Consider the following 21,270-nt stretch of genomic DNA (forward strand, 5'->3'; position numbering starts at 1 on the left):
GCTGGGCGGGCCGGCGTGAGCACGCGTGGGGGTGCGGGCGTCCGGGCCGGTGCGAGCAGGCAGGTCGGTGTGGGTGCGCGGGTCGACCGGGTCGGCCCGCGCCCGGGCGACGGCGTCGCCGAGCGGGGGGAGGCGGCGGCATGAGCCGACCGGGCTACGGCGGCGGCGATCTGCCCGCGGTGTTTCCGGACTGGTCGCCCTACCAGGACCTGGAGTCGGCGGCGCGCGCCTACCTGCGCGACCCGGACGTGGCCCTGGAGGCGCTCGGCGGGGTGCTGCGCGGCGCGTCGGTGCTCGGCTTCACCCTGGAACGCTTCGTCAACGAGGTCAACGGCGTGTGGCAGGAGGTCGTGGTCTGCGACGGCAGCCGGCTGATCCTCTGGCACGGCGAGGACGTGCCGCCGACGGAGGGCCCGCCGGGGTCGATGACGTCGTCGCTGCGGGTGGTGCCGGTCTCCACCGTCACCGAGGTCGGCTGCCGTCGCCGGCTCAACCGCACCGACAGCGGCGAGATCCGTGTCGACAGCATCGACGTGTATCTGCTGCTCACCTCGCTGGACGAGGCGCCGCCGAGCGAGGAGATCGTCGGCACGCCACGGCACGACGCGCTGCGCTTCGGCAAGACCCTCGACGACGGCGGCGCCGGGCAGATCGCCCGGTTGGAAGAGTTCGCCCGGCTGGTCGCCTCGGTGGTCGGCCGCCCGCTGCTCTGAGCCCTACCCCCTCGTGCCGGGGGCCGCGCCGGTTGGCGGGTGGCTCAGTCCTCGGCGTCCGGGCCGGCGACCTCGACACCGTCGCCCCGCACGACGTGGATGCAGTCGCCCGGGCACTCCTTCGCGGAGTCGATCACCTCGAGCCGCAGGTGCTCGGGCACGTCCACCCGGCTGCCCGGCGCCATCCGCAGCTCACCGTCGGCGCCCTTGACATACGCCAGGCCGTCGATGTCGAACTCGAACACCTCCGGCGCGTACTGCACACAGAGCCCATCGCCCGTGCAGAGATCCTGGTCCACCCAGACCTGCAACTGGTCGGTCGCGACCTCGGCCACCGGAGCACCCCCCATGTTCTCCCGTCGTACGGTCCGACGGTACCCGAACGCCAGTACCGGCCCGCCAGGCCACCCTTGGCGATCAAGGTTCGGTGACGAGGGTGTTGCGTGGGACCGAATCGGCCTCATAGCGGCTAGTGTTAGGGCAGAACGTTCAAGCCCCCCGGGGAGGTGGGACGTGGCACGCAGCGACGACGCGGACTCGCGCGCCGCACGGTGGGAGAAGGAAGCCCACGATCTCTCCACGCAGGTCGCGTTCCTTCAAGAGGAACTCGCCCTGGTGCGGCGCAAGTTGACCGAAAGCCCCCGACACGTCCGGCAGCTCGAAGAGCGGCTGGCGGCCACCCAGGCACAGTTGGCGCGGCTGACCGAGAACAACGACCGGCTGGTGAGCACCCTCAAGGAGGCTCGCACGCAGATTGTGACGCTCAAGGAGGAGATCGACCGCCTCGCACAACCGCCGAGTGGCTACGGCGTCTTCCTGGCCAAGCACGACGACGGCACGGTGGACGTCTTCACCGGCGGTCGCAAGCTGCGGGTCGCCGTCTCGCCCTCGCTCGACGTGGCCGAGCTGCGCCGGGGCCAGGAGGTCCTGCTCAACGACGCGCTCAACATCGTCGACGCGTTCGGCTACGAGCGGGTCGGCGAGGTGGTGATGCTCAAGGAGATCCTGGAGGGGCCGGGCGGTGCGCCGGGTGACCGGGCACTGGTGGTCTCCCACTCCGACGAGGAGCGCATCGTGCACCTCGCCGAGACGCTCATCGGCTCGGCGATCCGGGCCGGCGACTCGCTCATGATCGAGCCCCGCTCCTCGTACGCGTACGAGCGGATCCCGAAGAGCGAGGTCGAGGAGCTGGTCCTGGAGGAGGTGCCCGACGTCGGCTACACCGACATCGGTGGCCTCCAGTCGCAGATCGAGCAGATCCGCGACGCGGTGGAGCTGCCCTTCCTGCACGCGGACCTGTTCCGTGAGCACCAGCTCCGCCCGCCCAAGGGCATCCTGCTCTACGGCCCGCCCGGCTGCGGCAAGACGCTGATCGCCAAAGCGGTGGCCAACTCGCTGGCCAAGAAGATCGCCGAGCGGCAGGGCAAGGAGAAGCACACCAGCTTCTTCCTCAACATCAAGGGCCCGGAGCTGCTCAACAAGTACGTCGGCGAGACCGAGCGGCACATTCGGCTGATCTTCCAGCGGGCCCGGGAGAAGGCCGGCGAGGGCACCCCGGTGATCGTGTTCTTCGACGAGATGGACTCGATCTTCCGGACCCGTGGCTCCGGTGTCTCCTCCGACGTGGAGAACACGATCGTCCCGCAGCTGCTCAGCGAGATCGACGGCGTGGAGGGGCTGGAGAACGTCATCGTCATCGGCGCTTCCAACCGGGAAGACATGATCGACCCGGCGATCCTGCGTCCGGGTCGGCTCGACGTGAAGATCAAAATCGAGCGGCCGGACGCCGAAGCGGCGAAGGACATCTTCTCCAAGTACATCCTCTCCGGGCTGCCCCTGCACCCGGACGACCTGGCCGAGCACGGCGCCGACCCCCAGGCCACCGTCGCGGCCATGATCGACGCCGTGGTGCTGCGGATGTACTCGGAGACCGAGGAGAACCGCTTCCTCGAGGTCACCTACGCCAACGGTGACAAGGAAGTCCTCTACTTCAAGGACTTCAACTCCGGCGCGATGATCCAGAACATCGTCGACCGCAGCAAGAAGATGGCCATCAAGGAGTTCCTCACCTCCGGGCGCAAGGGGCTGCGCCTGCAGCACCTGCTCGACGCCTGCGTCGACGAGTTCCGGGAGAACGAGGACCTGCCCAACACCACCAACCCCGACGACTGGGCCCGGATATCCGGCAAGAAGGGCGAGCGGATCGTCTACATCCGCACGCTGGTCTCCGGCGGCAAGGGCGCCGAGGCCGGGCGGTCCATCGAAACCGCCAGCAACACCGGCCAGTACCTCTGAGCCACAGCTAGCAACGGCCGGGGCCCGGGACGCGACGCGTCCCGGGCCCCGGCCGTTTCCTGTGGACCCGGGCGCGGCGACGACACCGGTGACACGGCTGCACCGGCGTGCCCCCGTCCCCGATCTGTCGGACTACGCTCGACGTGACGGGGGACCGGGTCGGGCGAGCGAAGCGGGTAGGTCGATGAGCGTAAGACGGATCATGGGCACCGAGATCGAGTACGGCATCTCCGTGCCCGGCCAGGCCGGAGCCAACCCGATGGTCACCTCGTCCCAGGTGGTCAACGCATACGGAGCCCGCCCCGAGCTCAACCGGGGTGGGCGGGCCCGGTGGGACTACGAGGAGGAATCGCCGCTGCGCGACGCGCGCGGCTTCACCTACTCCGGGGCCGCCTACGACCCCGCCGAGGCCCTCGCCGACGAGGACCTCGGCCTGGCCAACGTGATACTCACCAACGGCGCCCGGCTCTACGTCGACCACGCCCACCCGGAATACTCCACCCCCGAGGTGACCAACCCGCGCGACGTGGTGCGCTGGGACAAGGCCGGCGAGCGGGTGATGGCCGAGGCGTCCCGCCGGGCCGCCACCATCCCCGGCAGCCAGCCGATCCACCTCTACAAGAACAACACCGACAACAAGGGCGCCAGCTACGGCGCGCACGAGAACTACCTGATGCGCCGACAGACCCCGTTCGCCGACATCGTGGCGTACCTGACGCCCTTCTTCGTCACCCGGCAGATCGTCTGCGGCGCCGGCCGCGTCGGCATCGGCCAGGACGGCGGCCAGAGCGGCTTCCAGATCTCCCAACGCGCCGACTTCTTCGAGGTCGAGGTGGGTCTGGAGACCACCCTCAAGCGCCCCATCATCAACACCCGGGACGAGCCGCACGCCGACGCCGACAAGTACCGCCGGCTGCACGTCATCATCGGCGACGCCAACCTCTCGGAGATCTCCACCTACCTCAAGGTCGGCACCACCGCGCTGATCCTCACCATGATCGAGGAGAAGGCGCTCGGCTCGGACCTCGGCATCGCCGACCCGGTCAGCGAGCTGCGTGCGGTCAGCCACGACCCGTCCCTGACCCACCGGATGCGGCTGCGCGACGGCCGCCGGCTCACCGCGCTGGACGTGCAGTGGGCCTACCTGGAGCGCGTCCGGTCCTTTGTCGACGACCGCTACGGCACGGACGTGGACGAGCAGACCACCGACGTCCTCGACCGCTGGGAGAGCGTGCTGGACCGGCTGGGTCGCGATCCGATGCTCTGCGCCGACGAGTTGGACTGGGTCGCGAAGCAGCGGCTGCTGGAGGGCTACCGGGAGCGGGAGAAGCTCGGCTGGGGCGCGCACAAGCTCCAGCTCGTCGACCTGCAATACTCCGACGTCCGGCCGGAGAAGGGCCTCTACCACCGGCTGGTTTCCCGGGGGGCGATGAAGACGCTGCTCACCGACGAGGAGACGCGCACCGCGATGACCGAGCCGCCCGAGGACACCCGGGCCTACTTCCGCGGTCGCTGCCTGGCGCAGTACGCCTCCGAGGTGGTCGCCGCCAGCTGGGATTCGGTGATCTTCGACGTCGGCCGGGAGTCGCTGGTCCGGGTGCCGATGATGGAGCCGGAACGGGGCACCCGCGCGCACGTCGGGGCGTTGTTCGACCGCTGCGCCAGCGCCAAGGACCTCCTGGAGACGCTGACCGGCCGGTGAGCGACGCCGCGCCCGTCGGGGATCGGCGATCGGTGCCACCCGAACACGGCTGACGCGGGGGCTTTCCGTCGCTTCCACGGGGTAGATTTCATGCCAGGCGATCTAGAGGAGGCAGCTATGGCCACTCGTGACAGCGGCGGTCAGTCGCAGTCCGGCAAGTCCCGGCAGGGCGAGGAGATCGAGGACGTCACCACCGAGGCCAACCCTGAGGTGGCGGAGCGGCACGCCGAGATCACCGAGGACGTCGACGACCTGCTCGACGAGATCGACTCCGTTCTTGAAGAGAATGCAGAAGAATTCGTGAGGGGTTACGTCCAAAAAGGGGGCCAATGAGGCATATGTCCGGTTTGTCAGGCCGATCGGACAAGATATGCCCGGACTGAAAGCGGTTACTGCCACGCACTGAGTTCCACAGCGACCGTCGACGGACGGACGGGCTCGCCTTCTACTGCAAGTCGTGCGCGAACGCCCGGTCGGAGGTCAGTCGCCGCAAGCGAGGCGTCTCGCTGCAGCGACGGTCGGCGACGCCGGTCGGTCAGGGTCTCAAGTGGTGCCCGGATTGCGAGCAGATCAAGCCGCTGGGGGATTTTCCCACTACCAGGGCTAAGGCCAGTGGTCGGCACAGCTACTGCAAACCCTGCCATAATGACCGGAGCAAGGAGACCGCGCAGCGGCTATACGGCGGCACGCGCGAATACCACCTGCGGCGGCGCTACGGCGTGGGGCAGAAGGAGTTCGACGAGCTCCTGGCCGAGCAGGGCGGCGTGTGCGCCATCTGTGAGCGCCCCGATCCGGAACATCTGGACCACGATCATCGCACCGGATGGGTGCGCGGGATACTCTGCTTCAACTGCAACGGTGGTCTTGGCCAGTTCCGTGACAGTCCCATGAGGCTGGCCAGGGCGATCACGTACCTGAGAGGAACCACGTGGCAGCGGGCTTTGATCCATCCGGGCGTCTACCAGATGTGTTCACCAACGCGGGGACGTCCTCCTTCACCACGTTCCTGAGCCGGGTGGCGCCCGAGATGCTGCCCGGTCGACGGCCGCTGCCACCGGGCATGGCCGCCGACCTGGCGCCGCACGCGACCACCATCGTGGCCATCGCGGCCGCTGACGGTGTGGTGATGGCCGGCGACCGACGGGCCACCATGGGCAACCTGATCGCCCAGCGCGACATCGAGAAGGTGCACCCGGCGGACGCGTACTCGCTGGTCGGCATCGCGGGCACCGCGGGCATCGGCATCGAGCTGATGCGACTGTTCCAGGTGGAGTTGGAGCACTACGAGAAGATCGAGGGCGCCATGCTCTCGCTGGACGGCAAGGCAAACCGGCTGGCCTCGATGATCCGGGGCAACCTGGGCGCCGCCATGCAGGGGCTGGCGGTGGTGCCACTCTTCGCCGGCTTCGACCTCGCCTGCGCGGACCCGGCGCGGGCTGGCCGGATCTTCAGCTTCGACGTGACCGGCGGCCCGTACGAGGAGACCGGCTACGACGCGATCGGCTCCGGCTCGCTCTTCGCCAAGTCCGCGTTGAAGAAGCGCTTCCGGGCCGGCCTGTCCGTCGACGACGCGACCCGGCTGGCGGTCGAGGCGCTCTACGATGCCGCGGACGACGACACCGCGACCGGCGGACCGGACCTGACCCGACGGATCTACCCGGTGGTGATGACCGCGACGGCCGACGGCACCCGCCGGCTGACCGACGCCGAGACGGCGGCGATTGCCGAGGGTGTGGTTTCCGGCCGGATGGAGAACCCGGGCGGTTGACTCTCGCCCACCCCCACCAGTCAGCAGTCGTCAGCTCAGCGCCGTAAGGAGAACCGCCGCCGTGGCCATGCAGTTCTACGCCTCGCCCGAACAGATCATGCGCGACCGCTCCGAGTTGGCCCGCAAGGGCATCGCCCGGGGTCGTAGCGCGGTGGTCCTCAGCTATGCCGGCGGGGTGCTCTTCGTCGCGGAGAACCTCTCCAGCGCCCTGCACAAGGTCAGTGAGATTTACGACCGGATCGGCTTCGCCGCCGTCGGCCGGTACAACGAGTTCGAGAACCTGCGCCGGGCCGGCGTGCGGATGGCGGACCTGAACGGGCTCAGCTACGACCGGCGGGACGTCACCGGTCGGGCCCTGGCGAACGCGTTCGCGCAGACGCTGGGCGCGATCTTCACCGAGCAGTCGAAGCCGTTCGAGGTGGAGATCTGCGTGGCGGAGGTCGGTGCCACTCCCGACGACGATGAGCTGTACCGACTGACCTACGACGGTTCGGTCAACGACGAGCCGGGGCGGATGGCGATGGGTGGGCAGGCCGAGGCGATCACCGGCGTGCTGAAGTCGAACCACCGGGCGGACATGTCGCTCGGGGAGGCGGTGAACGTCGCGGTGCAGGCGTTGAGCACCGTCGGCGGGGAGGGCGGCGCCGCCCGGACGATCGCCGCGAACCAGCTTGAGGTCGCGGTGCTGGACCGCCGGCGCGTCGGGCGGACCTTCCGCCGGATCACCGGCGCGGCGTTGACCTCGCTGCTGGACGGGGGCGCCGAGCCGCCGGCCGGGGACCGTGCCGAGGCGCCGACGTCGCCGACCGAGGAGGCGCACAAGCCCACGTCGTCCGCCGGGTCGGCCGATCTCGAGGACAAGTCGGGCACGCAGACGGCCGAGTAAATCCCTACCGCAGCGGCTCCCACCAGGCCCGGTTGTCGCGGTACCACCGGACCGTCGCGGCCAGACCGTGTTCCAGGTCGATGCTCGGGGCGTACCCCAGCTCTTCGCTGATCTTGATGGTGTCGAGCGAGTAGCGGCGGTCGTGGCCCTTGCGGTCCGGGACCGGGACCACCCGGTCCCAGCCGGCGCCGCAGGCTTCCAGCAGCCGGCCGGTGAGTTCCCGGTTGGTCAGTTCGGTGCCGCCGCCGATGTGGTAGACCTCGCCGGGGCGGCCCTTGTGCTGCACGAGGGCGATGCCCCGGCAGTGGTCGTGCACGTGCAGCCAGTCCCGGACGTTGCCGCCGTCGCCGTAGAGCGGGACGGTGCCGCCGTCGAGCAGGTTCGTGACGAACAGCGGGATGACCTTCTCCGGGAACTGGTACGGCCCGTAGTTGTTGGAGCAGCGGGTGACCACCACGTCCACGCCGTGGGTGCGGTGGTAGGCCAGGGCGAGCAGGTCGGCGCCGGCCTTCGAGGCCGAGTACGGCGAGGTGGGCGCCAACGGCCAGGTCTCGGTCCAGGAACCTTCGTCGATCGAGCCGTAGACCTCGCCGGTGGAGACGTGCACGAACCGCCCGGTGCCGTGGCGCAGCGCGGCGTCCAGCAGCGTCTGGGTGCCGAGCACGTTGGTGGTGACGAACGGGGCGGCGCCAGCGATGGACCGGTCGACGTGCGATTCGGCGGCGAGGTGCACGATCACGTCGTGCCCGGCGACAACCTCGTCGACCAGGGCCGGGTCGCAGATGTCACCCTGCACGAACCGCAGCCGGGGGTCGTCGCGCACCGGGTCGAGGTTGGTCAGGTTGCCCGAGTAGGTCAGCTTGTCCAGCACGGTCACCACGTCCGGCTCGCTCACCGGGAGTCCCGCGTCGCCGCCCGGCGCGCCGAGCAGCATGCGCACGTACGCCGAGCCGATAAATCCCGCTCCGCCGGTGACGAGGATCCTCACGGGTTCAGCACTCTACGCGAGCCGGCATCCCGAGAGGGCCGTCGCGCCGTTGCCGGCGCATCCGGGGCGGGGCGCAGCCGGCGCGCGCGGGCCGGACGGAATGTCGCACTCAACCGGTATGTGACCGCCCCCCGGGCACGACCTGTGGTCTGACAGTGACGAACGGGCCCTCCGGACGGCTAATGTCACACCATGGAGCGGCGAATCTTCGGCCTCGAGACCGAGTACGGCGTCACCTGCACCTATCGCGGGCAGCGGCGGCTGTCCCCGGACGAGGTCGCGCGGTATCTGTTCCGTCGCGTCGTGTCCTGGGGTCGGTCGAGCAACGTGTTCCTGCGTAACGGGGCCCGGCTCTACCTGGACGTCGGGTCGCACCCGGAGTACGCCACACCGGAGTGCGACTCGGTGACCGACCTGGTCGCCCACGACCGGGCCGGCGAGCGGATCCTGGAGGGCCTGCTCGTCGACGCGGAGAAGCGACTGCACGACGAGGGCATCGCGGGTGAGATCTACCTGTTCAAGAACAACACCGACTCGGCCGGCAACTCGTACGGCTGCCACGAGAATTACCTGGTCTCCAGGCACGGCGAGTTCGGCCGACTCGCCGACGTCCTCATCCCCTTCCTGGTCACCCGGCAGTTGATCTGCGGGGCCGGCAAGGTCCTGCAAACCCCGCGTGGCGCGGTCTACTGCCTGTCACAGCGGGCCGAGCACATCTGGGAGGGCGTCTCCTCGGCGACCACCCGCAGCCGCCCGATCATCAACACCCGCGACGAGCCGCACGCCGACGCCGAGCGCTACCGGCGGCTGCACGTGATCGTCGGCGACTCCAACATGAACGAGGTCACCACGCTGCTCAAGGTCGGCACGGCCGACATCGTGCTGCGGATGATCGAGGCCGGGGTGGTGATGCGCGACCTGTCGCTGGAGAACCCGATCCGGGCGATCCGTGAGGTCTCGCACGACATCACGGGCCGGCGCAAGGTCCGGCTGGCCTCCGGCAAGGAGGTCAGCGCGCTGGACATCCAGCAGGAATACCTGGCCAAGGCCACCGAGTTCGTGGAGCGCCGCGGGGGCGACCAGGCGGCCAAGCGGGTGGTCGAGCTGTGGGGCCGGGTGCTGAGCGCGGTGGAGACCGGGGACCTGGAGCCGGTCTCCCGCGAGATCGACTGGGTCAGCAAACTGCGGCTGATCGAGCGCTACCAGCGCAAGCACGACCTGCCACTGTCGCACCCCCGGGTGGCGCAGATGGACCTGGCCTACCACGACGTGCGTCGTGGTCGCGGCCTCTACGGGCTGCTGGAGCGCCGCGGCGACGTGGACCGGGTGGCCACCGATCCGGAGATCTTCGAGGCCAAGGAGACCCCGCCGCAGACCACCCGGGCGCGGCTGCGCGGCGAGTTCATCCGGCACGCCCAGGAGAAGCGGCGGGACTTCACCGTCGACTGGGTGCACCTGAAGCTCAACGACCAGGCGCAGCGCACCGTGCTCTGCAAGGACCCGTTCCGGGCGTACGACGAACGGGTGGAGCGGCTGATCGCCAGCATGTGACGGGTGTGCCGGCCCCGGCGGTGGTGTCCGCCGGCGGGGCCGGCCGGCCCGGTAGGCTGGGCGCGCCATGACGACTTCTGGACCTTCCGACCGCTCCGAGCGCGGCGCCGAGCGGCAGAACTGGGTCGAACGCCGGCGGGACAAGATCCGCGCCGAGATCGACCGCAACCGCCGCGGCGAGTACACCGTGCCGACCTGGGTGCTGGCCCTAGCGCTGGTGCTCATCGTGGGCGGCTGGCTCGCCCTCATCTTCCTCGCCTGATCCCCGGGTCTTCGCCGCCCGTCGGCGGTGGCTGGCCCGGCCGGGCCACCGCTGGCCCGCCCGGGTCTCGGGGCCGGGTACCCGTCGCCGGTCACCGGACGCCCGCACGCGGCGCCGCGGTGGCATCGGGCTGGCCGACGGAGGGAGCGAGCGATGACGGGCGGGGACAGGGCGACGCCACAACCCCAGAGGGGACAGGCCGGCTGGCGGGACCCCGGGCCGCGCGACGTGGTCCAGGACCGGCAGAACCCCGATCTGTTGACGCCACCGAGCACGGACGCGGGCACCCTGCCCAACCTGCGGTTCTCCTTCTCCGACGCGCACACCCGCATCCAACGGGGCGGCTGGACCCGCGAGGTCACCGTGCGGGAGCTGCCGGTCGCCACCGAGCTGTGCGGCGTGGACATGGCGTTGGAGCCGGGCGCGTACCGGGAGCTGCACTGGCACAAGCAGTCCGAGTGGGCGTACGTGTCGCGCGGCAGCGCCCGGATCAGCGCCGTCGACCAGGAGGGCCGGAACTTCCTCGACGACGTGCGCGCCGGTGACCTGTGGTTCTTCCCGCAAGGGGTGCCGCACCACATCCAGGCCCTCGACGAGGGCGTCGAGTTCCTGCTGGTCTTCGACGACGGGGCGTTCACCGAGAACGGCACGTTCCTGATCAGCGACTTCTTCGCGCACACCCCGAAGGACGTGCTGGCGAAGAACTTCGGCTGGCGGCCCGAGCAGCTCGACTCGATCCCGGATCGGGAGAAGTACATCTTCGCCGGAGAGGTGCCGCCGCCGCTGGATCGGGACCGGGTGGTGAGCCCGACCGGGGATGTGCCCCGCACGCTGAGCCATCGGCTGCTCGCCCAGCAGCCGCAGCGGTTCGCCGGTGGGCAGGTACGCATCGCCGACGTGTCCCAGTTCGCCGCGGCCACCACCATCTGCGCCGCTCTGGTGGAGGTCGACCCGGGTGGGATGCGGGAGCTGCACTGGCATCCCACCGACGACGAGTGGCAGTACTACCTCTCCGGGCACGGCCGGATGGGCGTGTTCGCCAGCAGTGGTGTGGCGGGCACCTTCGACATGCGCTCCGGGGACGTCGGGTACGTGCCGTTCGCCTACGGCCACTACATCGAGAACCTCGGCGAGGAGCCGCTGGTCTTCCTGGAGATGTTCCGCAAGCCCCTCTTCGAGGACATCTCCCTGACCCAGTGGATGGCGAACACGCCACCCCAGGTCATCGCGGAGACCCTCAACCTGCCTCGGGAGTTGATCGAAGCCCTACCCCGGGACAAGCGCCCCGTGATCCGCTGACCCGGGTCGCCCTCCGCCGCACTGTCAGGGGAGCAGGGTGGTGGCGTGGCGGCCGGCCGCCGCCGCCGCGAGGAAGTAGGCGTGGTCGGCGTCGAGGCCACGTCCCATCGTGGACAGTGGCACGACGCTGGCCCGCAGCGCGGCGTCGAGGCCGGCGGTGGGCACCCGGACGATGCGGTGCCGGGCGGCCAGCGGGGCCAGCGCCGCGTCCACCTCGGCGGCCAACGCCGGGTCCAGGTCGTCGGGCACCACCAGCTCCGCCGGGGCGAGCGCCACCCGCCCGTACGCGGTGAGGCTGTGGTGCGACACGCCCCGGTGCCGGGGGCGGGGATCGGCGGCGGAGATCCGCAGTGACCCGACGGGTCGACCGCCCAGCGTGGCGATCGCGTTGACCGCCTCGCCGACGGCCACCCCGGAGAAGCCCCACCGGGTGCCGGTGCCGAGGTTGCCCGGACCCTGCGCGACCACGGCCACGTCGGCGCGCAGCACGTACCGGGCGGCGAGCAGGCCGCCGTGCAGGGTGGTGGCCTCCAGGTCGCCGCCGAACGCCTGCCCGACGGTGATCGTGCCGGCCAGTTCGGCGCGCAGCCCGGCGAGGGTACGGGAGAACCAGGCCGGCAACGCCCCGCCGTCGGTGAGCAGGTACGCCACCCGGGCGTCCGGGGCCGCGGCCCGGATACCAGCGAGGATCGCCGGCAGGGCCGAGTGCAGGTCGGCGGTGACGACCGGCAGCCCGCCCAGGTCGTCGGCGTCGGCCAGCACGTCCCGGTGCGGGGACGCCTCCTCGTCGACGCCGAGCAGGATCGGTTGCAGTGGGGTGTAGCGGGCCTTGACGAGGTGCCCGGCGTCGCGGGTGTCGCCGGCGTCCGGCGGGTCCGGCGGCAGCCGGTCCGGCAGAGCAACCACCAGGGCGTACCCGCCGGTGCCCAGCCCCATCAGCAGCGCCCCGGCGTTGAGCAGCACCCGGTCGCCGGGCTCGGGAGTGCCGACCAGCTCCGGGTAGGCCAGCGCCCGCATCCGGGTGCCGTCGGGCAGGTCGACGTCCAGCTCCACCGCCCCGGTCCACTGCCGTCGCAGCGCCGCCACCGTCCCCGCCCGCCATCGCACCATGACGGGCACGCTAGCGGCGCGGACCCGGCGCCCCGCGCCCGGGTGGTCCGGCGCGTGGTTCAGCTCGGGTCTGGTTCGCCGCCGGAGTCCGGGCTCGGCCGGGCCTGGGTGTTGCGGGCCTTGCCGACGGCGCCGGGCAGGGACCGGGTGGGATCGAGGAAGACGTAGCGGATCTCCGGGTACCGCCCGGTGAGCCGCCGTTCGGCCTCGTCGGCGCTGGCCTCGATGGCCGCGCCGGTGGCCTCGTCGCGGAAATCGACCTTCGCGGCGACCAGCAGGTCGTCCGGGCCGAGCTGCATGGTCAGCAGGGTATCGATCCGTTCCACCTCGGGTAGCCCGGCCAGCTCCTGCTCGATCTCCCGGCGCAGTCGCTCCGGGGCCGCCCGACCGACCAGCAGCGACAGGTTGTTGCTGGCCAGGATCCCGGCGACGGTCAGGAGCAGCAGCCCGATCAGGATCGACGCGACGCCGTCCCACACCTCGTCGCCGGTGGCCTCGGACAGGCCGACCCCGAGCCCGGCCAGCAGCAGACCGATCAGGGCGGCGCTGTCCTCCAGGAAGACCGCCTTGACGGTGGTGTCGGCGGTCAGCCGCAGGAAGTGTCGGGGAGTGGTCCGCCACCGCCGGGACTCGCGGCGGACCTGCCGGACGGCCCGGCCCAGCGAGATCGACTCGATGACGAAGGACACCCCCAGCACGATGTACGAGATGAGGTAGTCGTCGCTGTGCTGGTGCAACAGGATGGTGGTCACGCCGTGGGTGACGGCGAAACCGGCGCCGGCGACGAAGGTGAACATGGCGGCGAAGAACGCCCAGACGTAGCTCTCCTTGCCGTACCCGAAGGGGTGCCGGGCGTCCGCCGGTCGCGCGCCACGGCGCAGCGCCTGGTAGAGCAGCACCTCGGTGGTCGTGTCGGCGACCGAGTGCGCCGCCTCGGAGAGCATCGCGGCGGAGCCGGAGATCAGCCCGGCGATCAGCTTCGCCACCGCGATGGCGAGGTTGGCCGCCCCGGCGACGACCACGGTGCTGACGCTCTCGGTCTTGACCCCCGCTTGCGCCATGAAGGCACCCTATGACCGGTGGCGGCCCGGCGCTCGGCGAGTGGCCGGGACCCGCCGATCCGAACAGATGTGCGGCACGCCAGCGCGGGTGCAGGTCTCGGGCGCGTCGGCTGCTAGCGTCTACCCGTGTCGCGGACCCGCACCGAACGCCTGGTCAACCTGGTGATCTGCCTGCTGTCCACGCGACGGTTCCTGACCGCCGCGCAGATCGCCGCGACCGTGCCCGGTTACGAGCACGATCCGGACGACGCGCGTGACCACGAGGCGTTCCAGCGCAAGTTCGAGCGGGACAAGGCCGAGCTGCGCGAGCTGGGCGTGCCGCTGGAGACCGGGACGGCCAGTGTCTTCGACGCCGAGCCCGGCTACCGGATCGCCCACCGCGAGTACGCGTTGCCCGACATCCCCCTCGAACCGGACGAGGCCGCCGCCGTGGGCATCGCCGCGCGGCTGTGGCAGCACGCCGGTCTCGCCGCCGCCGCCTCGTCGGGGCTGGCCAAACTGCGCGCCGCCGGGGTGGACGTGGACCCGCAGGCCACCCTGGGCCTGGAGCCGATGGTCACCGTCGACCCGGCGTTCGCGCCGCTGACCGCCGCCGCCCGCGACCGCCGGGAGGTCGGGTTCGACTACCGGGTGCCCGACCGGGACGCGCCCAGCCGTCGGCGGCTGCAGCCGTGGGGCGTGGTCTGCTGGCGTGGCCGGTGGTATGTGGTCGGCCACGACCTGGACCGCGCGGCGACGCGCTGCTTCCGGCTGTCCCGGGTGGTCGGCGCGGTCCGGGTGACCGGCGCGCCCGGCGCCTACGAGCCGCCGGCCGGCGTCGACCTGATCAGCCACGTGGCCCGCTGGTCCGGCCCGGTGGAGCGCACCGGTCGGGCCACCGTGCTGGCCGCACCCGGCCGGGCCGCCGGTCTGCGCCGCTGGGCGGTCGAGGTGACCGCCGGCCCGGACGGCGACCGGCTGGTCCTGCCGTACGCGGACCCGGACGGGCTGGCCGGTCAGCTCGTCCGTTACGGCCCGGACGTGCGCGTGCTCGACCCGCCGGAAGTCCGCGAGGCGGTCATCCAGCGACTCAAGGAGATCGCCGCCCGACACGACGAGCTGGTCGTCACCGGTGATGCCCGATGACCCGGCCAGCCGCGCGCGGCGGCTCCCGGGCCTCCGCCGACCGCCTGGCCCGGCTGCTCAACCTGGTGCCCTACCTGCTGGCCCGGCCGGGCATCGAGATCGCCGAGGCGGCCGGTGACCTGGGCGTCACCGAGCGCCAGCTGCGCGAGGACCTTGAGCTGCTCTGGGTGTGCGGGCTGCCCGGCTACGGCCCCGGTGACCTGATCGACATGGCCTTCGACGGCGACCGGGTGACCATCACCTACGACGCCGGCATCGACCGCCCGCTGCGGCTCACCCCCGACGAGGCGCTCGCCCTCGTGGTGGCGCTGCGGATGCTCGCCGAGACGCCCGGGGTGGCCAATCGGGAGGCCGTCGAGCGGGCCCTCGCGAAGATCGAGGACGCCGCCGGTGATCTGGTGGGCGCGCCGGTGGCGGTGCGGCTGCCCGGGGACACCCGGCGGGTGGAGGCGCTGCGCGCCGCCGTGGAGGGCGGTCGGGCGCTGCGGATCACCTACTACACGGCCACCCGGGACGAGACCACCGACCGCGTCATCGACCCGCTGCGGATGCTGATGGTGGGCGGCCTGGCGTACGTGGAGGCGTGGTGTCGCCGCGCCGAGGCGGTCCGACTGTTCCGCGCCGACCGGATCGACGCGATCAGCGAGCTGGACGAGCCGGCCACCGTCCCGCCGCAGGCCGTCCCGCACGACCTGACCGAGGGCGTCTTCCGTCCCACACCCGACCTGCCGCTGATCACCCTGCGGGTCGGTCGGGGCGAGCGGTGGATCACCGAGTACTACCCGTGCGAGCGGGTGGAGGCCGGCGACGGCGACCAGTGGCTGGTGTCGCTGCGGGTGACCGATCTGGGCTGGGCCCGCCGGTTCGTGCTCGGTCTCGGCCCGGACGTCACCGTGGTCGCCCCGGTCGAGCTGGCCGAACAGGTCCGGGCGACGGCGGCCGCCGCGCTGGACGCGTACGCCGTGCCCGCTCCCACCGCCGCGCCCCGGCGGCCCGAGGCCGACCCGGCGACGCCCGGCGCGCCCTCGGGCGACCCGGCGGTGGCCGGCCGCACCCAGTAGGCTGACCGCCGTGCTGATCTGGATCGTGCTCGCGGTGGTGCTGCTCCCGCTCGTGGCGCTCGCGCTGGCCGTGCGTCCGGTGCTGGCCCGGCTGCCCCGGCTGCGCCGCGCCGCGGCGGCGCTGCAGCGCCGGGCCGCCGAGGCGGAGGCGCTGCGGGACACCGCCGAGGCGTTGCAGCAGCGTGCCGAGGGTGTTCAGCGCCAGCTCGACACCGCCCAGCGACGTCTCGCCGTGATCAAGGCCAGGCGCGGCTGATCGATCCCCGTCGCCGCGCCGTCCCGCTGGCGGCGGGCCGCCTCGGTGGCGTCGGCTCGGCGATGGTTGACTGATCATCGCGGTTGGTCAAGACTTCACCGGCCGGGCCGCGACGACTGCCCCCGGCAGGTGGCAAGCGGCCGATCCGCACGTACGATGGGCTGCGTACCGCCCCCGGACACACAGAGCGACTGGAGCTTCTCATGGGTGCCCTCAAGCCGTGGCACATCGCGGTTCTCGTGGTTGTGCTGATCCTGCTCTTCGGTGCGAAGCGGCTTCCCGACGCGGCCCGCTCGCTGGGTCGTTCGCTGCGGATCATCAAGGCGGAGACCAAGAGCCTGCAGGACGACGACCGCGACCTCGCCGAGAAGGCCGACGCGCAGGCCGGCTACCAGCCGCTGCCGCCGCAGGTCGGGCAGCCGCAGCAGGCGCCGTACCAGCAGGCGCCGCCGCAGCAGCCGGTCGCCGACCCGGTGCACCGGGTCCGCGACAACTGACCGAGAGGCCCGAGCACCGTGGCCTTCGCACTGCGTAAAAGCGGCCCGCGCGCCTTCGAGCGCGCCTCCGACGGCTCGATGACGCTCATCGAGCACGTCCGCGAGCTGCGCAACCGGTTGTTCCGCGCGTCACTGGCGATCGTCGCTGGCCTGATTCTCGGCTTCTTCCTGGCCCAGCCGGCGTTCAACCTGCTCAAGGAGCCCTACTGCAGCCTCCCGGGCGCCCGGGACGCGCTGGGCAACTGTCACCAGTTCCTTCAGTTGTCGCCCGCGGACGGCTTCATCCTGAAGCTGAAGCTGGCGCTCTGGATCGGTCTGATCGCTGGCGCGCCGGTCTGGCTCTACCAGCTCTGGGCTTTCATCGCGCCCGGTCTGCACCGGCACGAGCGCAAGTGGGCGTACGTCTTCGTCGCGATCGCGGCGCCGCTGTTCGCCGGTGGTGCGGTCCTGGCTTACCTCGTCGTCGACAAGGGCCTCGCGTTCTTGCTGGAGGCGGGCGTGACCGGCCTCTCCACCCAGTTGGAGGTCACCCGCTACATCTCGTTCGTCACGAACATGATCCTGTTGTTCGGGGTTGCGTTCGAGTTCCCGCTCATCCTGTTGATGCTCAACTTCACCGGCGTGGCCAGCGCCCGGCGGCTGCTGAGCTGGTGGCGCGCGGTCATCTTCATCTCCTTCGCCTTCGCGGCCATCGCGACGCCGGATCCGGGTCCGTTCGGCATGACGTTGCTGGCGCTCTCCCTCTCGCTGCTCTACTTCGTGGCGGTCGGGGTGGCGTTCCTCAACGATCGCCGGCGAGGGCGCGGCAAGGATGTCTACGCCGGCCTCGACGACGACGAGGTGTCGCCGCTGGAGCACGACCCCGAGCCGGTCGAGGCGGGGCAGCGGATCGACGTGGACGCGCCGGTCGGCGCACCGGAGCCGATCGCCCCACCCGCCCCGATCGAACGCCGCTACGACGACATGACCTGACGGCCCCCGCCGTCCGGTCCGCCGACGCCGTCCCCGCTCAACGGGGGCGGCGTCGCCGCATGTGCGGCCGAACCCGCCGTGGCGGCGTGACCCTGAGCGCCCGGACCGCGACCGCTGGTGAGGTCGCCCCCGCCCGGTGTACGGCGGGCGTCACACCAGTTACGGTGCTGCCCGTGACCGCAGACGATCACCCGCCCGGCCCGCTCGCCGGTGGCCCCGTCGCCGTGCTCGCCAACCCGACCGCCGGCCGGGGACGGCACCGTGGGCTGCTGCCCCGGCTGCTGGAGGGTTTGGCCGCCGGCGGTCGACCGGTCCGACTGCTGTCTGCGGCGAGTCCCGCCGAGGCGGAGGCGGCATGCCGTGCCGCGGTCACCGACGGCGCCGGCGCGCTGGTCGCGATGGGCGGGGACGGCACCGTGCACCGGGCGATGCAGGCCGTCGCCGGCACCGCCGTGCCGTTCGGGGCCGTGCCGGCGGGCACCGGCAACGACTTCGCCGTCGACACCGGCTTTCCGCCAGATCCGCTGGCGGCGGTGGCGGTGATCGCCGACGCGCTGCGTGCCGGCCGGACCCGCCCGGTCGACCTGGCCCGGATGACCGGCGTGAACGGCACCGAGCGCTGGTACGGGGCGGTCCTCGCGGCCGGGTTCGACGCGATCGTCAACGAGCGGGCCAACCGGATGCGCTGGCCGCGCGGCCCCCGCCGGTACGATCTGGCGATCCTCGTCGAGCTGGCCCGGTTACGGCCCCGGCGGTACACGCTGCGGCTGGACGGGGTGCCGCACGAGCTGGACGCGGTGCTGGTGGCGGTGGGCAACTGCCCGAGCTACGGGGGCGGAATGCGGATCTGTCCCGACGCCGACCCGACCGACGGGCTGCTGGACGTGGTGGTGGGTGGCCGGATCGACCGGCGCACCCTGATCCGGATCAAGCCCCGCATCTACCAGGGCACCCACGTCGACCACCCGCTCGTCCACAGCTTCCGGGCGCGGACGGTGGAGCTGAGTGCCGAGGGCATCACCACGTACGCCGACGGTGAGCGTTCGCTGGACCTGCCGGTGACGGTCAGCGTGGTTCCGGGCGCGCTGCGGTTGCTGCGCTGACCCGTACCGCTCCGATGCTGGCCGCGATGACCAGCACGATGGCGGCGCACTCCAGCAGCGTCAGCGCCTGCCGCAGCACCAGCCAACCGGCCAGCGTGGCGATGGCCGGGCCGAGGCTCATCAGCACCGCGAAGGTGGCGGTGGGCATCCGGCGCAGCGCCAGCAGCTCGAGGGTGTACGGCAGCCCGGAGGCGAGCACGGCGAGGGCTGTGCCGAGCGCCAGCACGGTCGGGTCGAGCAGCACCGACCCGCCGTCGATGATGCCAAGGGGCAGGGTGATCAGGGCGGCGAGGGTGAGTGCCAGGGCCAGCCCGTCCGCGCCCGGGAACCGGCCGCCGACCCGGGCGCTGAGCACGATGTACGCGGCCCACATGGCGCCCGCGCCGAAGGCGAAGGCCACCCCCGAGGGGTTCAACCGGTCGAAGCCGCCCTGCCCGAGCAGCGCCACCCCGGCCAGGGCCAACCCCGCCCAGCACCAGCTGGCCAGGCGGCGGGCGGTGAACACCGACAGCGCCAGTGGGCCGAGCACCTCCAGGGTCACCGCCGGGCCGAGCGGGATTCGCTCGATGGCCTGGTAGAACAGCGAGTTCATGGCGGCCAGCGCCAGCCCGAACGCGCCCGCCGCGACCCAGGCTCCCCGGTCGTACCCGCGCAGTCGGGGCCGGCACACGACGAGCAGCAGCACGGCCGAGATCGTCAGTCGCAGGGTCACCGCGCCGGCCACCCCGGTACGCGGGAAGAGCAGGGCGGCCACGGCCGAGCCGAACTGCACCGACAGCGCCCCGCCGAGCACCATGCCGACCGCGCCGACGCCGCCGGCTCGGCGGGTCGACGCGACAGTGGGCGTCGGCCGGTCGGGCAGCAGGGTGTCGGTCACGGTTGTGACGGTAGGGGTGCCGCGCGGGGGAGGGAAATGCCGGTTCCACTGCGATTATGCTTCGCGGTTATGACCGTCGAGCTGCGGCACCTGCGTGCCTTCCTCACCATCGCCGAGGAGGGCAGCATCACCCGCGCCGCCGGGCGGCTGCGGGTCACCCAGCCCGCGCTGTCGCGCACACTGCGCCAGTTGGAGGACCATCTGGGGATCCGGTTGGTCGACCGCTCCACCCACCACCTGCATTTGACGCCGGCCGGCCGGTCGCTGCGGTACCGGGCCGCCGCCGCCGTCGCGGCCGTCGACGACGTGCTGGACCCGGGGTACTCCGCTGGGCGGCCGCTGCGGCTCGGGCACGCCTGGTCGGCGCTCGGCGGACACACCGTCACCCTGCTGCGCCGGTGGCGGCAGACCCACCCGGACACGCCGCTGGAGCTGCTGCGCATCGACGACCGCAGTGCCGGGCTGGCCCGCGGCGCCGTGGACGTCGCGGTGCTGCGCCAGCCGGTCGACCTGCCCGACGTCCGCACCGTGCAGCTGCTCACCGAAAGTCGACTGGCGACCGTCCCGGCGGACAGCCCGCTGGCCGAGCGGGCCGTGCTCACGCTGGCCGACCTGGTCGACCAGCCCATCGCGGTGAACACCGCCACCGGCACCACGACGCTCGACCTGTGGCCGCCGGGCGCCGCCCCGGCGACCGTGGTGCCGGTGGTGAACACCGACGACTGGCTCGCCGCGATCAGCGCCGGCCGGGCGGTCGGGGTCACCACCACGGCGACAGCGGCGATGTATCCCACGTCGGCGGTAGCGTACCGGCCCCTCACCGACGCTCCCGAGATCACCGTGCTGCTGGCCTGGCGGCACCCGCCCCGGCACCCGGGCGTCGCCGACCTGGTCGCGCTCGCCCACGAGGTCGTCGGCGGCTGACCTCGCCGGGTCAGGCCGGCAGGGCGAGATCGAGCACGGCGCCCAGCCCGTTCTCCCGGCCGGGGTCGGCGGCCGGCACCACCAGCACCGAGCAGCCGGCCGCCACGGCGCCCGCGTCGGCCGGCGAATCACCGACCATCAGGGTCTGCTCCGGATCCACGCCGAGCATCCCGCAGGCGCGCAGGAAGATCGCCGGGTCGGGCTTGCACCGCCCTACCTCGTAGGAGAGCACGAACGCGTCGACCAGCCCGGTCAGCCCCCAGGCGTCGAAAAGCGGCCGCAGGTCGAAGCCGATGTTGCTGACCACCGCCACCCGCACTCCGGCCTCGCGCAGCGCGGTCAGGGTGGGGGCGGTGTCCGGGTACGGCAGCCAGCCCTCGGCGATCAGCAGCCGCTCGTAGAGGGCGTCGGCGAAGCCCTCGATGCCCGCGTCGACCGTCTCGGCCAGCCCGGTGTACGCACCCCGGTGGGCGTGCGGGTAGAGGTCCCGGTCGGCCCACAGCTCGGCCAGCCGGGGCGGCACCCGGGCCGGCAGTGGCCCGCCGGCCCGCCCGGCGGTCAGCAGCCGGTCGGCCAGCGAGGTGGCCCGGACCCGATCCAAAGTGACCCCGCACGTCGCCGCGGCCTCCAGCACCCACTGCCGCGGCTCCTCCACCTGGGCCAGGGTGCCGTGGAAGTCGAAGAGCACCGCCTTGACGGGCCGTCGGGACGCCCGGGGGGCGGCGGCGTCCTCGGCGCTGCCCGGCGGACTTGTCTGGGGCGGTTCGGCATGGTCCGGCACGCCGTGCACCCTACCGACCGCCGCCGACGGCCCCTCCGG

The 21,270-nt window shown here is 72.0% G+C and carries 24 protein-coding genes; 18 read left to right on the top strand and 6 right to left on the bottom strand.

The annotated features are described in order from the left end of the window. The first annotated feature begins 15 nt into the window (after window positions 1–15). Window positions 16–144, top strand: coding sequence for a hypothetical protein (locus ACWD5O_RS15325; RefSeq protein WP_354965369.1), 129 nt, complete (start codon window positions 16–18; stop codon window positions 142–144). Beyond that, window positions 141–713 (top strand): hypothetical protein, encoded by a 573-nt coding sequence (locus ACWD5O_RS15330; protein WP_354965368.1) that lies wholly within the window; start codon window positions 141–143, stop codon window positions 711–713. Before ACWD5O_RS15325 ends, ACWD5O_RS15330 begins: the two co-directional genes overlap by 4 nt. A gap of 44 nt (window positions 714–757) precedes the next feature. On the opposite strand, the gene ACWD5O_RS15335 is transcribed toward ACWD5O_RS15330, so the two are convergent. Then, on the bottom strand, window positions 758–1,048 hold the full coding sequence (locus ACWD5O_RS15335) for a ferredoxin (RefSeq protein WP_074309704.1): 291 nt from the start codon (window positions 1,046–1,048) through the stop codon (window positions 758–760). Between the two features lie 178 nt (window positions 1,049–1,226). On the opposite strand from ACWD5O_RS15335, the gene arc reads away from it, so the two are divergent. The 6 genes from arc to prcA all read left to right on the top strand — a co-directional run bounded on the left by arc (window position 1,227) and on the right by prcA (window position 7,364). After that, window positions 1,227–3,008 carry a proteasome ATPase gene (gene arc, locus ACWD5O_RS15340; RefSeq protein ID WP_387322754.1) on the top strand — a complete coding sequence of 594 codons (1,782 nt, stop codon included), beginning with the start codon at window positions 1,227–1,229 and terminating at the stop codon, window positions 3,006–3,008. A 184-nt stretch (window positions 3,009–3,192) separates the two neighbouring features. Continuing rightward, complete coding sequence (gene dop, locus ACWD5O_RS15345) at window positions 3,193–4,710, top strand: depupylase/deamidase Dop (protein WP_387322753.1); 1,518 nt, start codon at window positions 3,193–3,195, stop codon at window positions 4,708–4,710. A 117-nt stretch (window positions 4,711–4,827) separates the two neighbouring features. Continuing rightward, a complete protein-coding gene (locus ACWD5O_RS15350; protein WP_067366797.1) occupies window positions 4,828–5,043 on the top strand; it encodes a ubiquitin-like protein Pup in 216 nt (71 codons plus the stop codon). Between the two features lie 386 nt (window positions 5,044–5,429). Continuing rightward, the gene (locus ACWD5O_RS15355; protein ID WP_387322750.1) at window positions 5,430–5,720 is read left to right on the top strand and encodes an endonuclease VII domain-containing protein; all 291 of its coding nucleotides are present in this window, start codon (window positions 5,430–5,432) and stop codon (window positions 5,718–5,720) included. Beyond that, window positions 5,639–6,478, top strand: a complete 840-nt coding sequence (prcB, locus tag ACWD5O_RS15360; RefSeq protein ID WP_354965364.1) for a proteasome subunit beta — start codon at window positions 5,639–5,641, stop codon at window positions 6,476–6,478. Before ACWD5O_RS15355 ends, prcB begins: the two co-directional genes overlap by 82 nt. A gap of 61 nt (window positions 6,479–6,539) precedes the next feature. Next, window positions 6,540–7,364, top strand: a complete 825-nt coding sequence (gene prcA / locus ACWD5O_RS15365; RefSeq protein ID WP_387322747.1) for a proteasome subunit alpha — start codon at window positions 6,540–6,542, stop codon at window positions 7,362–7,364. A gap of 4 nt (window positions 7,365–7,368) precedes the next feature. On the opposite strand, the gene rfbB is transcribed toward prcA, so the two are convergent. Beyond that, a complete protein-coding gene (rfbB, locus tag ACWD5O_RS15370; protein ID WP_450085668.1) occupies window positions 7,369–8,352 on the bottom strand; it encodes a dTDP-glucose 4,6-dehydratase in 984 nt (327 codons plus the stop codon). Between the two features lie 192 nt (window positions 8,353–8,544). On the opposite strand from rfbB, the gene pafA reads away from it, so the two are divergent. The 3 genes from pafA (at window position 8,545) to ACWD5O_RS15385 (ending at window position 11,464) form a co-directional block, all read left to right on the top strand. Then, window positions 8,545–9,903, top strand: coding sequence for a Pup--protein ligase (pafA, locus tag ACWD5O_RS15375; protein WP_354965361.1), 1,359 nt, complete (start codon window positions 8,545–8,547; stop codon window positions 9,901–9,903). A 67-nt stretch (window positions 9,904–9,970) separates the two neighbouring features. Beyond that, window positions 9,971–10,165 carry a hypothetical protein gene (locus ACWD5O_RS15380; protein ID WP_354965360.1) on the top strand — a complete coding sequence of 65 codons (195 nt, stop codon included), beginning with the start codon at window positions 9,971–9,973 and terminating at the stop codon, window positions 10,163–10,165. 153 nt (window positions 10,166–10,318) lie between these two features. After that, window positions 10,319–11,464, top strand: coding sequence for an oxalate decarboxylase family bicupin (locus tag ACWD5O_RS15385; protein WP_450085669.1), 1,146 nt, complete (start codon window positions 10,319–10,321; stop codon window positions 11,462–11,464). A 24-nt stretch (window positions 11,465–11,488) separates the two neighbouring features. Here the strand turns inward: ACWD5O_RS15385 and ACWD5O_RS15390 are convergent, their stop codons facing one another. Continuing rightward, on the bottom strand, window positions 11,489–12,574 hold the full coding sequence (locus ACWD5O_RS15390; protein WP_387322741.1) for a DUF3866 family protein: 1,086 nt from the start codon (window positions 12,572–12,574) through the stop codon (window positions 11,489–11,491). A 59-nt stretch (window positions 12,575–12,633) separates the two neighbouring features. Continuing rightward, the gene (locus ACWD5O_RS15395) at window positions 12,634–13,635 is read right to left on the bottom strand and encodes a cation diffusion facilitator family transporter (RefSeq protein ID WP_354965357.1); all 1,002 of its coding nucleotides are present in this window, start codon (window positions 13,633–13,635) and stop codon (window positions 12,634–12,636) included. Window positions 13,636–13,761: 126 nt separating this feature from the next. Here ACWD5O_RS15395 and ACWD5O_RS15400 point away from each other — a divergent pair, with 126 nt between their 5' ends. The 6 genes from ACWD5O_RS15400 to ACWD5O_RS15425 all read left to right on the top strand — a co-directional run bounded on the left by ACWD5O_RS15400 (window position 13,762) and on the right by ACWD5O_RS15425 (window position 18,649). Then, the gene (locus tag ACWD5O_RS15400; RefSeq protein WP_387322739.1) at window positions 13,762–14,760 is read left to right on the top strand and encodes a helix-turn-helix transcriptional regulator; all 999 of its coding nucleotides are present in this window, start codon (window positions 13,762–13,764) and stop codon (window positions 14,758–14,760) included. Continuing rightward, complete coding sequence (locus ACWD5O_RS15405) at window positions 14,757–15,821, top strand: helix-turn-helix transcriptional regulator (protein WP_354965355.1); 1,065 nt, start codon at window positions 14,757–14,759, stop codon at window positions 15,819–15,821. The genes ACWD5O_RS15400 and ACWD5O_RS15405 overlap by 4 nt, the downstream gene beginning before the upstream one ends. Window positions 15,822–15,831: 10 nt before the next feature. Beyond that, window positions 15,832–16,077, top strand: coding sequence for a hypothetical protein (locus tag ACWD5O_RS15410; RefSeq protein WP_354965354.1), 246 nt, complete (start codon window positions 15,832–15,834; stop codon window positions 16,075–16,077). 203 nt (window positions 16,078–16,280) lie between these two features. Then, window positions 16,281–16,574 (top strand): Sec-independent protein translocase subunit TatA, encoded by a 294-nt coding sequence (tatA, locus tag ACWD5O_RS15415; protein WP_089021067.1) that lies wholly within the window; start codon window positions 16,281–16,283, stop codon window positions 16,572–16,574. Window positions 16,575–16,592: 18 nt separating this feature from the next. After that, a complete protein-coding gene (tatC, locus tag ACWD5O_RS15420; protein WP_450085670.1) occupies window positions 16,593–17,546 on the top strand; it encodes a twin-arginine translocase subunit TatC in 954 nt (317 codons plus the stop codon). 164 nt (window positions 17,547–17,710) lie between these two features. Beyond that, entirely contained in the window at window positions 17,711–18,649 is a 939-nt protein-coding gene (locus ACWD5O_RS15425; protein WP_450085671.1) for a diacylglycerol kinase family protein, read from the top strand. On the opposite strand, the gene ACWD5O_RS15430 is transcribed toward ACWD5O_RS15425, so the two are convergent. Next, complete coding sequence (locus ACWD5O_RS15430) at window positions 18,612–19,445, bottom strand: EamA family transporter (protein WP_450085714.1); 834 nt, start codon at window positions 19,443–19,445, stop codon at window positions 18,612–18,614. The two genes, ACWD5O_RS15425 and ACWD5O_RS15430, sit on opposite strands and share 38 nt — an antisense overlap. Before the next feature lie 150 nt (window positions 19,446–19,595). Here ACWD5O_RS15430 and ACWD5O_RS15435 point away from each other — a divergent pair, with 150 nt between their 5' ends. Beyond that, on the top strand, window positions 19,596–20,450 hold the full coding sequence (locus ACWD5O_RS15435) for a LysR family transcriptional regulator (protein WP_354965351.1): 855 nt from the start codon (window positions 19,596–19,598) through the stop codon (window positions 20,448–20,450). A 10-nt stretch (window positions 20,451–20,460) separates the two neighbouring features. Here the strand turns inward: ACWD5O_RS15435 and ACWD5O_RS15440 are convergent, their stop codons facing one another. Beyond that, window positions 20,461–21,231, bottom strand: a complete 771-nt coding sequence (locus ACWD5O_RS15440; protein WP_450085672.1) for an HAD family hydrolase — start codon at window positions 21,229–21,231, stop codon at window positions 20,461–20,463. Between the last annotated feature and the right edge of the window lie 39 nt (window positions 21,232–21,270).

This window comes from Micromonospora sp. NPDC005161, assembly GCF_053599855.1.

Coding starts and splice junctions, on each gene's coding strand:
- ACWD5O_RS15330 (WP_354965368.1), top strand. CDS start 141: ATGAGCCGACCGGGCTACGGCGGCGGCGATCTGCCCGCGGTGTTTCCG.
- dop (WP_387322753.1), top strand. CDS start 3,193: ATGAGCGTAAGACGGATCATGGGCACCGAGATCGAGTACGGCATCTCC.
- ACWD5O_RS15350 (WP_067366797.1), top strand. CDS start 4,828: ATGGCCACTCGTGACAGCGGCGGTCAGTCGCAGTCCGGCAAGTCCCGG.
- pafA (WP_354965361.1), top strand. CDS start 8,545: ATGGAGCGGCGAATCTTCGGCCTCGAGACCGAGTACGGCGTCACCTGC.
- ACWD5O_RS15380 (WP_354965360.1), top strand. CDS start 9,971: ATGACGACTTCTGGACCTTCCGACCGCTCCGAGCGCGGCGCCGAGCGG.
- ACWD5O_RS15385 (WP_450085669.1), top strand. CDS start 10,319: ATGACGGGCGGGGACAGGGCGACGCCACAACCCCAGAGGGGACAGGCC.
- ACWD5O_RS15390 (WP_387322741.1), bottom strand. CDS start 12,574: ATGGTGCGATGGCGGGCGGGGACGGTGGCGGCGCTGCGACGGCAGTGG.
- ACWD5O_RS15395 (WP_354965357.1), bottom strand. CDS start 13,635: ATGGCGCAAGCGGGGGTCAAGACCGAGAGCGTCAGCACCGTGGTCGTC.
- ACWD5O_RS15405 (WP_354965355.1), top strand. CDS start 14,757: ATGACCCGGCCAGCCGCGCGCGGCGGCTCCCGGGCCTCCGCCGACCGC.
- tatA (WP_089021067.1), top strand. CDS start 16,281: ATGGGTGCCCTCAAGCCGTGGCACATCGCGGTTCTCGTGGTTGTGCTG.
- ACWD5O_RS15430 (WP_450085714.1), bottom strand. CDS start 19,445: ATGGTGCTCGGCGGGGCGCTGTCGGTGCAGTTCGGCTCGGCCGTGGCC.
- ACWD5O_RS15435 (WP_354965351.1), top strand. CDS start 19,596: ATGACCGTCGAGCTGCGGCACCTGCGTGCCTTCCTCACCATCGCCGAG.